The following is a 13,753-nucleotide window of genomic DNA, read 5'->3' on the forward strand; positions in this document are numbered from 1 at the left end:
AGAACGTCGATGTCGAAGAAGACCTGGAAGCGGACCTCAGCACTGCTTGCGCTGGCTTCCGCTCTTTCTGTAACGTTGCCGGCTGCCGCTCAGAAGCTCGAAGATCAGCTGGTGATTGCCACGACCGGTGGTCTGATGGGCAACACGCTGGCGAAATACTTCTACGAGCCCTTCAACAAGGCCAGGAATGTCGAGGTCGTCCCGGTCGCGGTCGAAGTTCCCGACCAGTGGGCGCGCGCCAAGGCAATGCAACGAACCGGCAAGATGGAGTTCGACATCGTCACGGCAACCGGTCCAGATCTGGTCGGGCGCACCGACATGCTCGAGAAGATCGACTGCGCCAAGCTGCCGAGCGTCCAGAAGTTCGGCGTCTCCGATGCCTGCCAGCCCTACGGTGTCGCTCGCACGACCGGAGGCATGCTGATCACCTACAATACCGAGGCGTTCAAGGAGAAGGCACCGAAGACCTGGGCCGATTTCTGGGACGTGAAGCAATTCCCCGGACCTCGTGGCCTGCCTGATACCGGCGACAGCGACTGGTGGGTGCCCGTGGCCGCGCTCCTCGCCGACGGCGTCAAGGCGGACCAGCTCTTTCCGCTCGATCTCAATCGCGCCTACAAGAAGCTTGACGAGATTCGTCCCAATGTCTCCGTCTGGTGGAAAACAGGCGATCAGGTGCAGCAGATCATGCGCAGCCGCGAGGTGGTCTTGGCCATGAGCTATTCGGGACGCGCGCTCGCCGTCGTGAAAGAGGGCGCTCCGGTCGCCATGTCCTGGGATCAGGCCATTCGCGACACCGGCTATATGGCTGTTCTCAAGGGCGCGCCGGACCTCAACGCGGCCATGGCCTATCTCGACTTCTTCTATGCGAGCCCCGACGCCCACGTACCGTTCATGCGGGCCGTCAACTATGCAACTGCCAGCAAGTCGGCCATCGAGTTGCTGAAGCCGGAAGAGCGCAATCTCTATGCGACCTCGCCGGAAAACTACGAAAAGCTGGTCAAACCCGATTTCGCCTGGATCGGCGAGCACCGCAACGAATTGCGCGAGCGGTGGATGGCCTGGCTGACGCGCTGAGCCGCGACAGCGTCTCCCGCGGCTTCGCGTTCGCAAGATGAGGACGGACCATGGATCACACCAGTGACCCCAGTGCGATGCGCTACGTCATCGATCCGAGCAGGCTCGATCTCGTAGAGGAATTCCGCGCGAGCCCGCTCGGTGTGCACAGTCCGGAGCTCCGCAAGCTGCTGGCGCGGATGCGATGGGGCAGGCCGGAAGGGCGACTTGTCCTGATCGTGCTCGAGCCGGGCAGGGCCTGGCGGCTGTCGTGTATCCCCAAGCGGCGGGGCGATCCCATGCCTTTCGTCGATGATCGCGTCTTCACCTCTCTCGCTGAAGCGGAGTGGCATGTTTTCAAGCTGCGTTGGCAGGAAACGACTGGCGCGACGCTGCCTGCGGAGGTTTCGGGTGATTTATAGGACGAACGAGTATCTCGGCTATCCGGACCGCATCAGCGTTCCAGCAGGCGAGACGGTCCGCTTCCAGTTGAGCAGCAAGCGGCCGAACGTGAAGGTCGAGGTGCTGCGGTTGCGCTGCGGCGATGTCGATGTCAACGGTCCGGGCTTCAAATACGAGGTGATGACGAGCAACGTCGACGGCGAGCACGCCTGTCTCGATCAGCCAATCCGGCCGGGATCCAACGCGATCGTCGAGCACGATGGCGCTCTCGCTCCGACCGGGGGACACTGGTGCTTCGGCGCCTACGTCTGTCCGACGCGCATCGCCGACAATGCCAAGGCCGTGATGGGCAATTGGTGCGAGGCCTCGGGGCGCGGCTACGCTCTCGAGCTTGATGAGGAAGGATGCCCGGTTCTGGTCCTCGGCCAGTCAACCGGAGCGTCGGCCCGTTTTACCCTCGACGTGAAACTGCGACAGCGCGTCTGGGCGTTCGTATCGGTCGCGATCGATCTCGTACGGCGATCGGCAACGCTGTCGTTGATCGTTCCGGCGAATGGCGTTCAGCCGACGGTCGCCCACGCGAAATCATTCGCTCTGCCGCTGGCGCTTGCGCTCGACTCGGGATTGCCGTTCCTGATTGCGGCCCATCATCTGAACGGGGAGCAGCAATACGCGTCTCATTTCGACGGCAAGATCGAGGCGCCGCGGATCTTCTCGCGTCCGCTGGAGGCGGAGGCGCTGCGCGTGTTCGATTGCCAGCCGCGGACAGGTGCGACCGAGGCCGGCCTTGTCGCTTTCTGGGATTTTGCGGACGGGATCTCGACGCTGTCTGTCAAGGACCTGTCGCCCAACGGTCTGCACGGCAGCCTGCGCCAGCTGCCCCGCAGGGGCGTCACCGGCTTTCATTGGTCGGGGAGCGTCCATGACTGGCGGCTCTCGCCGCGCGAATATGCGGCGATCCATTTCCACAGCGATGACATCTACGATTGCGGGTGGCAGACCACGTGCGCGCTCGATGTGCCGGCCGATTGGCGATCGGGCGTCTATGCGCTGCGGTTGACGCCTGGCGGGAATGACCCTGAGGCGAACTGCGAAAGCTATGTCACTTTCTTCGTGACCCCCGGCAGGAAGTCCAGGCGAGCCGATTTCGTCATCGTCGCTTCGGTGGCGACTTATCTGGCTTATGCCAACAGTGCATTGCGGCTCTATCAGGTTCACTTCGAGACTCTGATGGAGCACGTCCTGTGGCTGCCGCAGGACGACGTCTTTATGCAGGAGAACCCGGAGATCGGGCAATCGACCTATGATTGCCATGTCGACGGATCGGGGCGCGCCTACAGCTCCTGGCTGCGGCCCATCCTCAACATGCGCCCGCGGGGCTACTGGTTCAATCTGATCAACGACACCCACATCCTCGATTGGCTCGAGGAGAAAGGGATTTCCTACGATCTGATCACGGATGTCGAGCTCGATCGCGAAGGGGCACGGGCGCTCGCGCCTTATCGGGTCGTGATGACGCCGACCCATCCCGAATACTACAGTTTCAGCATGATGAACGCGATCATGGCGCACCAAAACGCCGGGGGGCGGCACATCTCGATGGGAGGCAATGCGTTCTACTGGCGCTGCGGCTTTCATCCGGCCGCGCCCGCGGCGCTGGAGGTCCGCCGCGGCATGGCCGGAACGCGGACCTGGGAGTCGGAGCCGGGCGAGGTTCATCTTGCCGGCACCGGCGAGCCGGGCTCGTTGTGGCGGCACTCCGGCTTTGCACCGCAGAAGCTCGTGGGCGTCGGCTTTTCGGCGATGATCAACGACACTTGCGGCTACTATTTGCGCACGGCCGAGAGCGAGGACGCGCGCGCCGCCTTCATCTTCGAGGGCGTGGACCGCGACGAGAAGCTCGGTGACTTCGGCTTTCGCTACAATGGTGCGGTCGGTAGCGAGATCGACCGCTACGATCTCGATCTGGGAACGCCGCGGCACGCGTTACGGATTGCGACCTCCGAAGGTCTGGGGGCAGGCGCGCTCCCGACGCCGGAAGAGTTTCGTACCGTGGTTGACGGGCTTGACGGCACCCAGAACGCCTTGGTCCGCGCCGACATGGTGTTCTTCGAAACCGCCAATGGCGGTGCGGTATTTGCCACTGGCTCGATCACCTATGGCGTGTCGCTGGGCCACAACAACTACGACAACAACATCAGCGCTATCACCCTGAATGTCGTGACACGGTTCCTTGATCCGGCGCCGTTCGTCATCCCCGCCCAGGCTTAGGGCACGGACACGGCTTCGATCAGAAGAGATCTCCCATGACTGACAAGCGCCATTTCCAATCTCCGGAATTGGGAGCCATCAACGTCGCGCCGCGAAAGGTGCGCCCGATGCATGCGGACGAGCATTGGGGTAGCCAGCCCTGGTACGAAGCGCCGCGCGAAGACCCCGAAGTGCCGGAGGTGTACACCTATACCGACGCGATGTCTTACGATCCGGGAGGGGAGGTTGCCTTCCATTCCAGCGCGACGGCGAAAACCTGGCGGTTGCAGGTCTATCGCGATGGCCTTGAGCCGGAAATGGTGCATGAGGTCGATGCACTGGACGGTGTGTTCGCGCCCACGCCACCTGACGCCTACCGCAATGGATGTAACTGGCCGGTCACGCACCGGTGGAGATTGCCGTCCGATCTGCGCTCCGGGTTCTATCGCGTGATCTCGTCCTGCGAGCGGGCGAATGGCGGCCGATTCGTCCAGCATCACTTTTTCGTCGTGCGCCCATTGGAAAGGACACGGCGTGCGAAGATCCTGATGATCCTGCCGACGGGTACCTGGACTGCCTACAACGATTTCGGTGGTGCCAATCACTACTTCGGCGTCGAAGGTCCGGGCCGGGACGAGCCGTCGCCGGTGTTGTCGCTCGAGCGACCATGGACCCGCGGCATGGTCTGGCTCCCCGCAGGTGCGCCCCGCATCTGCGCCGATCCTGCGCCCGAGATGGGCGATGCCCCGCGCTATCCGATGAAGGAGTGGGCCTTTGCCAATGGCTTTGGCCAGTATTACGCGGCGGCTGGCTGGGCCCAGTACGATCGTCATTTCGTGTTGTGGGCGGAGAAGGAAGGCTATGCCCTCGACATGATCACCCAGACCGATCTCCACTACCTGCCTGAATTGCTCGACGGCTATCCTTGCGTGACGATCATCGGCCATGACGAGTACTGGACATGGGAGATGCGTGAGGCGATCGAGCGCTATGTGGAAAGCGGCGGACGGCTCGCGCGTTTCGGTGCCAACTTCCTGTGGCAGATACGACTTGAAGAGGATGGCAAGCGGCAGGTCTGCCACAAGTTCAAGGCGATCCACAAGGATCCCATCGCCGGCACGGGCAGGACGCATCTCATGACGTCGGCCTGGGAAGACCGTAACGTGCGTTGGCCCGGCGCCTCGACAGTGGGTGTGAACGGCGCACACGGCCTCTATGCGTCCTGGGGAGGTTTTGCACCGAACGGCCAAAAGGGCTTTACGGTCTATCGCCCCGAACATTGGGCCTTCGCCGGCACCGGGCTGCACTATGCCGACATCTTCGGCGACAAGCAGCACATCTTTGCCTACGAGGTCGACGGACTCGACTACACTTTCCGCAACGGCCTTCCGTTTCCCGTTCCCGCCGACGGGCAGCCCGAAACCATCGAGATATTGGCCATGGCACCTGCCGTCCTCGCCGAGGACGAGCCGCAAGGCGAGGGCTTTCGCTACTACGTGCGCAGCAGCGATCACGAGGGCCTGGTGGAATGTCTTACCGGCGAAATCACGCCGGAGGGACTTGCCCGCTACAAATACGGATCTGGCATGATGGTGCACATGACCCGTGGCAAGGGCGAGGTTCTGACCGCCGCGACCTGCGAATGGGTGATGGGGCTAAAGCGCGGCGACCCGTTCACGCAGCGGATCACCCGAAACATTCTCGACCGGTTCACGTCGTCGACGCCTGCTGTGCCGCGAGAGAAGAGGGCGTGATCGGGCAAGCCACGCGTGAACGACAGCCCGCGCCATGCACAACGGACATCGCGGAGTTTGAACCCATCGCGCGATCATCGACGCTGTGACGGAGGCGCGAAAGATGCGCCGCTGAGGTCAATCCTCCCCAGGCGTCATGTTGCGGGTGCCGCCATGCTTTTCCAGGAGCCGCACGAGGTTTTGGCCGCCCTCCATCATGTCGGCCTGGATCGCTTCCCGCACCTTATCGGGACGGCGTTGTCGCAAATAGTTGAGCACGGACAAGTGCTGATGCTCGTTCGGATAAATTGGTGGCGCGTGCGGATAGTGAAAATTCAGCAAGGGACCGTTGCGCATCCAGATATCGTCGAGAATGGCAAGCACCTCGGGAAGTCCAGATCCATCGTACAGGCCGCGATGGAATTGCCAGTTGGCGCGAACCGCGTCCGACCACCGACGCTCTTTTTCGGCGCTGATCAACTCGTGATGGATTGCTTCCATCTTGTCGATGCCTGCTTCGGAAATGCGCGTCGTGGCGTGCTCCGCGGCGAGACCTTCGAGAAACAGCCTCACGGTCCTGAGCTCGATATACTGCTTGGCTGTCATGTGAGCGACCATGATCGAACGGCCAGCCTGCATCTCGAGGGCGCGCCCGCGCACGAGTTGCATCAATGCCTCGCGAATGGGTGTCTCCGACACGTTCATCGTCGCAGCGAGCTCGCGGATCTTGAAGCGGTGGCCCGGCCAGAACCGGCCCTCCATCAGCGCCTGTCGCAGGTTGTTGTAGACAAGGCTTGTCAGGCTATCGCGGGCGACGGGACCAACTCCGCTCTCGCCAGGCTTCTGTTCCACGTCGTTCATTTCGGTCCCTCGCAAGGGTTTGGCCGTTTGTGCCAACCCCACCACCTGCTCGAATCCACTTTATATATAATATAGGCAGGCAGATTTGCCGAAATCATTAGCCGCTGGCGCCGATTCTGCCGAAAGGAGGTCACTCTTTGTGGTCGGGTTGCTGCACATCGGCATAGGGAGACAGCCACTTGCAATTCACCTGATAATATATGATATATCATCTTGGAGTTGGAGAGGGCCGTCATGCCGGGATTGAACCGAACAAGGGACACCACGCTGCGCGCACGCGCGGAGAAGGTCGTGCCGGGCGGGATGTGGGGGCACCTCCACGCGGCCAAGCTGCCGGACGGCTATCCGCAATTCTTCCGGCGCGGCGAGGGCGGGGTGCTCTGGGATGTGGATGGTAACCGGTACGTGGATTTCATGTGCAGTTGGGGACCCAATCTGCTCGGCCACCATCATCCCGAAGTGGAGGAGGCTGCCGAGCGTCAGCGCCGTGAGGGGGATTGTCTGAACGGCCCGGCGGAAGTCATGGTCGAGCTGGCCGAGCTCGTCGTGGATATGGTGGGTCACGCCGACTGGACGCAATTCCAGAAGAACGGCACCGACGCGACTACGACCTGCGTCACCATCGCGAGGGCAGCAACGGGTCGGCGAAAGATTTTGGTCGCCAAGGGCGCCTATCATGGTGCTGTGCCGTGGTGCTCCCCGTCGTTGCTCGGTGTGACTGCAGAGGATCGCGCCCATCTCGCATATTTCACTTTCAATGATGTCGAGAGTCTCGAGGTGGCGGCAAAGGCGGCCGGCGACGATCTCGCCGGCATCCTGATCTCGGCATACCGCCACGATCTCGGGCTCGACCAGGAACTTCCCACCGTGGAGTTCGCGCATGCGGCACGCCGCATCTGCGACGACAGAGGGGCTGCGCTGATCATTGATGAAGTCCGCGCAGGCTTGCGCCTGAACGCTGCCGGGAGCTGGGAAGGGCTTGGTGTCCGCCCCGACCTGTCCGCCTGGAGCAAGGCGATCGCCAACGGCTATGCCCTGGCGGCTGTCACCGGAGCCAATTGGCTCCGCGGTGCCGCGTCCCAGGTCTTTGTCACCGGGTCATTCTGGGCCGGCGCTGTCGCGATGGCTGCCGCCGTGGCGACGTTGAAGATCGTGCGCAGGGACAATGTGCCGAGCCGTCTTGCACAGCTCGGGCAAATGCTGCGTGAGGGCCTTGAGACACGTTCGCGCCAGTTCGGCGTGTCAATTCGCCAATCGGGGCCTGCGCAGATGCCGACTCTCCTGTTCGACCAGGATCCGGCTTACCGGAAGGGTTCGGCCTTCTGCAGCGCGATGTTGGCGCGAGGCGTTTACTTCCATCCCAAGCACAACATGTTCCTCTGCGCCGCGCACACCGAGGCGGACATCGCCGAGGCGCTCCAAGCCGCCGAACATGGCTTTGCTGTGGTAGCAGGGCTGTGATTCCTTGCTCTGCTTGCCGTTTCCAGGTTTAGTCAGCCGTGCCGATGCGGGCCTTTAAGGCCATCCTCGCCTATTCGGATCGGGTGTTCGATCAGCTCCCGTTGGCTCCGGAATCAATCTGCTTCAAGCCAGATTGGTCGGTGCAGAATCATCGGACCTGCGCCCAAATGGCGTCAGGGCCAGACTTGGAAGCTTATTGACGGCACCGTTAATGCTGATCCGGCTTCTGTAGCTTCTCGTCCCGCACGGATGTGTTCATTGGCGAGCTCGATACCGGATACCTCGGTAGCTCCGCGCGGCTGGCAGTCATCAAGCGAGCGCCGCTACTGCTTTCGTGTGGGTTCTGGCCGGTATTTCCCTAGTCGACGAAGCGCTTGCGGCGGCGTTGCTGACCGCGGCGGCCGACGAGCGACGCGAAAAATCTGCACTCCAGGAGGCGATCCGGTTACTGCTCGGTGAGCGCGATATCTTCGGCGCCTACGACAAGGAGACTCTGGAGGACGCCTCTGACCGATCACTTCGGCAGAGTGCTCACGACGTGACCCAGACATTGTCGACCTCAAAGCTGATCGACATTGGTGTCCTCAGGGCAGATGCCATTCGTACGGAGACAGTAGGCAACCTGGCGGACATAAGAACTCCATACTCTCCGATTCTATCAACTCTCTATGCAACCGAAAAATTCATAGGATGGAACGTCTAGCGTGTCACCCTTTGCCGTACTCATCGCCGGCTGGTTCGGCGTCGCGCCTGACGCCGTCCGGATGATCACGGACGGCGTCAACAAAACTCTTCGCGTCGTGAGCGATCATGATGACGTATTCGCACGCTTCTCGCCTACCTCCTTGCACAGTCGTGAAGCCCTTGAAAGCGCAACGCTCCGACACACATTGGTCTTATAGAGGTCATTGCTCAAATGCCTTCTTCGATTTTGCGCCATCGCGCCCCAATCGTGATCCGATAGCAGCAACGGTTGTTTCTTTCCTTGATCTATTGGAGTCGAATCCAGCATCGATCACATTCCTCGTTTCCGAGGCAAGTGCCGAGGTGGCAGGCTTTTCGGTCGCGCGAATAACAGTCCGTCGGGTCAGGGAGATCCAGATCGGTGCGCATGCTGCGCAAAGAAATCGTGGGATCGGAGGCGCATTAATGAGCTGGGGATCGTCAAAGCGCCTTTGGAAGTTTTCCAAACGCAGGCCAACTGGCTCGAGTCGTCAATGATCGAGGCATTCTAAGTCGCACCGCACGCATTTGCGTTGCGGTGACGATAGCGTCTCACTAGAGAAGCGATGCAGATAGTGAGCAATCGGACGTTGCCGATATAAACGCAGGCAACTGATCTGAATACGAGTCTGCGGAGGAGCTGAATCACAAGCGATAAGCGTCGGCCGCGCGCGGACGCGGCGAGCCGATCTTGGATCCATGATCGTTGCAGGTCGAGCGTGGAGCCAGTTCACGTTGGGCGACGTGTTGCTGTTGAGGGACTTTCTGGAAATGCGACGTGCAGTTGAGGTTGGGACGGCAGCTCGCTTTGGTGCGACACTGCTAGGTGGAGTGATGTTGCTGGCGTGGTTCGAATCGCCCGCTCAATCCCAAACCTCGCAAGGCGCCAACTCGCTTCCACCCGTTACTGTCGATGCTCCAACGCAACAGACGATCCATCGCACGCCGAGCAAACGAGATGCGTCTCGGGTTCGATCAACTTCACGGCGCGTCACGGCGCCTGGTGCCCTGCAAGCCGAAGCTGTCGCTGCGCAGTCGCAGCCGTCGCGGTCGGGTGTCGTGCCCGCCTTCGCAGGCGGCCAGGTCGCTCAAGGCGCGCGACTAGGACTGCTCGGAAACACCGGCACGATGAAGTCACCGTTCAACGTGACGAGTTACACGGACAAATTCATTCGCGATCAGCAGGCAGCGACGGGGGCGGACGCCTTGATCCTCGATCCTTCCGTACGAAGTTCCCATCCAACGGGCGGTGTGCTCGATTCGTTTTACATCCGTGGCTTCCCGGTCAACGAAGGCAATAACGGTGAATTTGCCTTCGAGGGCCTGTACGGGATCGCGCCGACATACCGCATCTTTACGGATTACGTCGAGCGCATCGAAGTGCTCAAGGGTCCCTCAGCCGCGCTCTCGGGCATCGCGCCCAATGGCGGCGTCGGCGGCGTTATCAATGTCGTGCCTAAACGCGCGGGAGAGGATTTGACGCGCTTCACCGTGGATTACGGCTCGGCTGCACGGTTTGGCGGTCACTGGGATGTTGCGAGGCGTTACGGCGACAGCAAGGAATGGGGCGTACGCGCCAGCGGTAGCCTGCGCGACGGCGACACGCCCATCGATCGCCAGTCCGAAACGACCGGGGTCGGGTCGCTGGCCCTCGACTATCAGGGCGAACGGTACAGGTCCTGGCTCTACCTCATCGCCCAGACCGATCGGTTCGATGCTCCGTCACGTCCGTTCCTTATGGCTGCCGGCGTGCCGGTGCCAAAGGCGCCGGACGGCCGGCTGAACGTGACGCAGCCCTGGGAATGGTCGCGCATCAACGACCAATCGGTCTTGTGGCGCAACGAATACGATGTAACCGATCAGGTTACGCTGTTCGCCGACGTGGGCGGCTCGCGGACCAATGTCGAGCGATTCTTCGGTCTTCCGACGATCACCAACACCAGGGGCGACACGACCTCGACGCCCCAATTCTTCGGGCTCAGCATCGATCGACATACATATGATGGCGGCGTCCGGGCCCGCTTCGATACCGGGTTCGTTCGTCATGCCGTCACCTTCCAGGCCTCGGTCTATCACGACGAACTGTACCGGCGGCTTACCAATGGCACGCTGGTTACGTCGAACATCTATAGTCCGACAGTCGCGCCAACTCAGTTCGCAAACGAGATCGCAGGACGCCCTCGGCTTTCGGACAGTCAGCTCACAGGGCTATCGATTGCCGACACCTTGTCCGTTCTCGACGAGCGCGTCCTGTTGACGTTGGGTGTCCGGCGCCAGAGCGTCGAGGCGAACAACTATGTTTCCAATGTCGGAACGCTGGCGAACTCCTACGACAAGAGCGCGACCACTCCCGTGGTCGGCCTCGTCGTCCGGCCCCGAGACAACGTCTCCCTGTATGCAAACTACATCGAAGGTCTAAGCAAGGGCGATATAGCGCCGCAGCAGACGGGTGTTTCCAATGGCGGCGAGATACTCCCGCCCTACATCGCCAAACAGTACGAGGCCGGCGTCAAGGTGGATTTCGGGCGGGTCGCAACCACCTTCAGCGCCTTCGAAATATCGAAGGCGAGCGGCGAAACGTTGGCCGGGCGCTTCGGGGCGACTGCCGAAACGCAGGTGCGCGGGCTCGAATTCAACGTCTTCGGCGAGCTCAGGCCCGATGTTCGCGTCCTCGGGGGCGTTTCGCTGCTGGATGGTACCCTGACGAAGTCCGCCATCACGTCACGTGTGGGCAATACGCCGATCGGCGTTCCGAACGTGCAGGCCAATGTCGGAGCCGAGTGGGATCTCCCGTGGGCGAGAGGGCTCACCTTGAATGGCGCCGTCATCTATACAGGCCGGCAGTTCGTCGATGCGGACAACAAGCAGCCGATCCCGGATTGGACGCGGCTCGATCTCGGCGCCCGCTACACGACGGCGATCAACGGCAGGAATGCGGTGTTCCGCGCGAACATCCAGAACGTGACCGGTACGACTTATTGGTCCAGCGTGGCCTCATTCGGAACGTTCTTCCTGGGAGCACCGCGCACGTATCTGCTGTCGATGACCGTCGACATGTAATCGCTGCTCTCACAGAGCGGTGAGACGCTTCGGATCCTGCTGACAAAAAGCAGGCTGGTCGATGTGCAAGTGTGCCTTCTTCCGCCAACGTGCTCTGTCCCGACCGAAGAGGTAGATCCCGACAGGGTAGCGGAGCTCCACGCGCAAATTCGAAGGACGCCCTGTGCGTGATGGACAGTCTTCACCGGCTAACAGTCGCGCACCGTCTGCGACTGCCGCTGGTGCCAGTGGTTCTCTTGGACCTACCAGTCGGGCACGGGAACGCCTGCGGGCGATGAGGTCGGCGATCCGGGCGGCGGACCAAGATCACCGTCCGGTCACTGGTCCGCGGAGCGTTGCCGACATCCGCGATGAACTTCCGACTGTGAAGGACCGAAAGCGGGTTTGAAGATGTAATTTCGGCGCAGTGTCGGCAACCGGATTAGATGATGCGTGGGAGAACGTCGGTGCGCCGGTCCTTGTCGAAATAGCGGTGCTTCAACGCACCGGCGACGTGCAATATGACCAGAGCCAGCAGGCTGTAGGCGAGGGTCTTGTGCAAAAACTGGAACAGTCTGAATCGATCATCATCCTTCGGCAGAAGTTCAGGAAGGTGGATGCCGAAGAAGAACACCCCGTCGCTGTCGGTGAAAGAGCTGGACATCGCATAGCCCATTAGCGGGACAAGCAGCAGCAGCGCGTACATCGCGACGTGCACGGCCTGCGACAGGAGTCTCTCCTGGGCGGGGAGCGGCGCCGGTCCGGGCAGGCGTGACATCGCGCGGATCGCAAGCTGCGCAAGAACGATCAGGAACACCAGCACGCCGAAGGATTTGTGCCAGGGATAAAGCAGGGTGAATTTCTCCGTGACGGTATCAGCCAGCACGGTCATCATCCAGCCGGCCGCGATGAGGCCCAAGGTCAGCAGGGCGCGCACCCAGTTCAGGATCCGCAGTGCCGCCGGATACTTATCGTTCGTTGGGTCAACGTCGTGAATCATGCTTTAGACTCCTTGCCGGGAACGGTCTAGAATGCACATCGGGCAACGGGCATCCACGAAGGTGCGGTTCAGGTAATGTCGGTAGGGGGGTGAACATCCGTGAAGTCGGTTCTTCCCGCTTGGTGCGCGAGACATGTTAGGTTTGAATCGACGCGTCGGGTGCAACATTGGATTCATGGTCCTCAAGCGGAAGTGTGATCTCAAAAATGGCGCCTCCGCGTGAGGATGTCCGATACGCGACACGTCCGCCATGTGCCTCGGCGATGGCGCGAACGATGGATAGGCCCAGCCCAGATCCGCCATAACGTGGCGAGCGCGATAGGGCGCCACGTGCGAACGGATCGAATGCCCGCTTGGCAAACTCCGGCGGCATTCCGGGACCGTCATCCTCGACGCGAATGATGGCGGAGTTGCCAGACTTCAGAGTCGAGAGTTCGATACGGCCGGGCTTCGCGTAGCGTTGAACATTATCGAGAAGGGCGAGCAACGCCTGGCGAATGCGAATCCCGTCGCCGAGAGCGACCAAATCTGCCAGCGTGAGTTCGAGCGAGAATCCGGCGTTTGCGAGCACGGGCTCCAGCAGGTCGGCGACGTTTTGAATTTCCGCGGCGAGCGCGACCGGCCCTCTCCCAAGATCCAGGCGCCCGCTATCGGCCAGCGTGACTGTACGCAAATCGTCGACGAGCCGCGAGAGCCCGTCGATCTGCAGCAGCAGATTTCCGATTGACGCTTCATCGGGCGTGAAAACGCCGTCGGCGATGCCCTGTAGCCGGCCCTTCAGGATCGTGAGGGGCGTTCTGAGCTCGTGTGCGATCGCGGCATTCCAAGCGATCATGTCGTCTGCGTTATCTTGCAGCCTCTGTGCCATCGCGTTGAAATCGGCTACCAGATGAGCCGTCTCGCCGAGCGACCGATCGCCGGGGGACGCGCGCGCTGACAGGTCTCCTGCAGCTATTTTGCGCGCGGTTTCCGCCAAGGAGTTCAGCGGAGCCAGGATTCGTTTCGTCAGCCGGAGCGCGACAACGATCGCAAGGGCCAGTCCGACAAGAAGGAAGACTGCGATCATCACCAAGTCCGGCGCTTCTGGCAAAAGGGGAGGCGGCCCGGGTGGTGGCGGAAAATAGCTTAGATAAATTCCATAGAAGACGAATGAACCGACCCGGACAACCACTAGGCGGCTCGATACGCCCATCATCGTCATCTGGAGCGCGTACTCATGAATCGGACC

Annotated in this window: 10 protein-coding genes; 7 read left to right on the forward strand and 3 right to left on the reverse strand. The window is 61.4% G+C overall.

Features of this window, described 5'->3' with window-relative positions; all coding sequences use genetic code 11:
- Window positions 1–9 precede the first annotated feature (9 nt).
- The 4 genes from ACE10W_RS14600 to ACE10W_RS14615 all read left to right on the forward strand — a co-directional run bounded on the left by ACE10W_RS14600 (window position 10) and on the right by ACE10W_RS14615 (window position 5,462).
- Entirely contained in the window at window positions 10–1,077 is a 1,068-nt protein-coding gene (locus ACE10W_RS14600; RefSeq protein WP_028171909.1) for an extracellular solute-binding protein, read from the forward strand.
- Between the two features lie 77 nt (window positions 1,078–1,154).
- Window positions 1,155–1,478, forward strand: a complete 324-nt coding sequence (locus ACE10W_RS14605) for a hypothetical protein (protein WP_236842222.1) — start codon at window positions 1,155–1,157, stop codon at window positions 1,476–1,478.
- Window positions 1,468–3,729, forward strand: coding sequence for a N,N-dimethylformamidase beta subunit family domain-containing protein (locus tag ACE10W_RS14610; protein ID WP_011086331.1), 2,262 nt, complete (start codon window positions 1,468–1,470; stop codon window positions 3,727–3,729). The genes ACE10W_RS14605 and ACE10W_RS14610 overlap by 11 nt, the downstream gene beginning before the upstream one ends.
- Window positions 3,730–3,764: 35 nt before the next feature.
- On the forward strand, window positions 3,765–5,462 hold the full coding sequence (locus ACE10W_RS14615; RefSeq protein ID WP_011086332.1) for a N,N-dimethylformamidase beta subunit family domain-containing protein: 1,698 nt from the start codon (window positions 3,765–3,767) through the stop codon (window positions 5,460–5,462).
- Between the two features lie 117 nt (window positions 5,463–5,579).
- Here the strand turns inward: ACE10W_RS14615 and ACE10W_RS14620 are convergent, their stop codons facing one another.
- Entirely contained in the window at window positions 5,580–6,302 is a 723-nt protein-coding gene (locus ACE10W_RS14620) for a GntR family transcriptional regulator (protein WP_028171905.1), read from the reverse strand.
- A 234-nt stretch (window positions 6,303–6,536) separates the two neighbouring features.
- Between ACE10W_RS14620 and ACE10W_RS14625 the strand changes: the two genes are divergently transcribed.
- From ACE10W_RS14625 to ACE10W_RS14635, 3 genes are all read left to right on the forward strand, one after another.
- Complete coding sequence (locus ACE10W_RS14625) at window positions 6,537–7,763, forward strand: aminotransferase class III-fold pyridoxal phosphate-dependent enzyme (protein WP_304552351.1); 1,227 nt, start codon at window positions 6,537–6,539, stop codon at window positions 7,761–7,763.
- A gap of 334 nt (window positions 7,764–8,097) precedes the next feature.
- Entirely contained in the window at window positions 8,098–8,466 is a 369-nt protein-coding gene (locus tag ACE10W_RS14630; RefSeq protein ID WP_011086335.1) for a hypothetical protein, read from the forward strand.
- A 719-nt stretch (window positions 8,467–9,185) separates the two neighbouring features.
- The gene (locus tag ACE10W_RS14635; RefSeq protein WP_304552352.1) at window positions 9,186–11,546 is read left to right on the forward strand and encodes a TonB-dependent siderophore receptor; all 2,361 of its coding nucleotides are present in this window, start codon (window positions 9,186–9,188) and stop codon (window positions 11,544–11,546) included.
- A 421-nt stretch (window positions 11,547–11,967) separates the two neighbouring features.
- Here the strand turns inward: ACE10W_RS14635 and ACE10W_RS14640 are convergent, their stop codons facing one another.
- A complete protein-coding gene (locus tag ACE10W_RS14640) occupies window positions 11,968–12,525 on the reverse strand; it encodes a cytochrome b (RefSeq protein WP_304552353.1) in 558 nt (185 codons plus the stop codon).
- 136 nt (window positions 12,526–12,661) lie between these two features.
- Window positions 12,662–13,726, reverse strand: coding sequence for an ATP-binding protein (locus ACE10W_RS14645; protein WP_304552354.1), 1,065 nt, complete (start codon window positions 13,724–13,726; stop codon window positions 12,662–12,664).
- Between the last annotated feature and the right edge of the window lie 27 nt (window positions 13,727–13,753).

Source organism: Bradyrhizobium sp. B025, from assembly GCF_042257955.1.
GTDB classification, from domain to species: Bacteria; Pseudomonadota; Alphaproteobacteria; order Rhizobiales; family Xanthobacteraceae; genus Bradyrhizobium; species Bradyrhizobium diazoefficiens.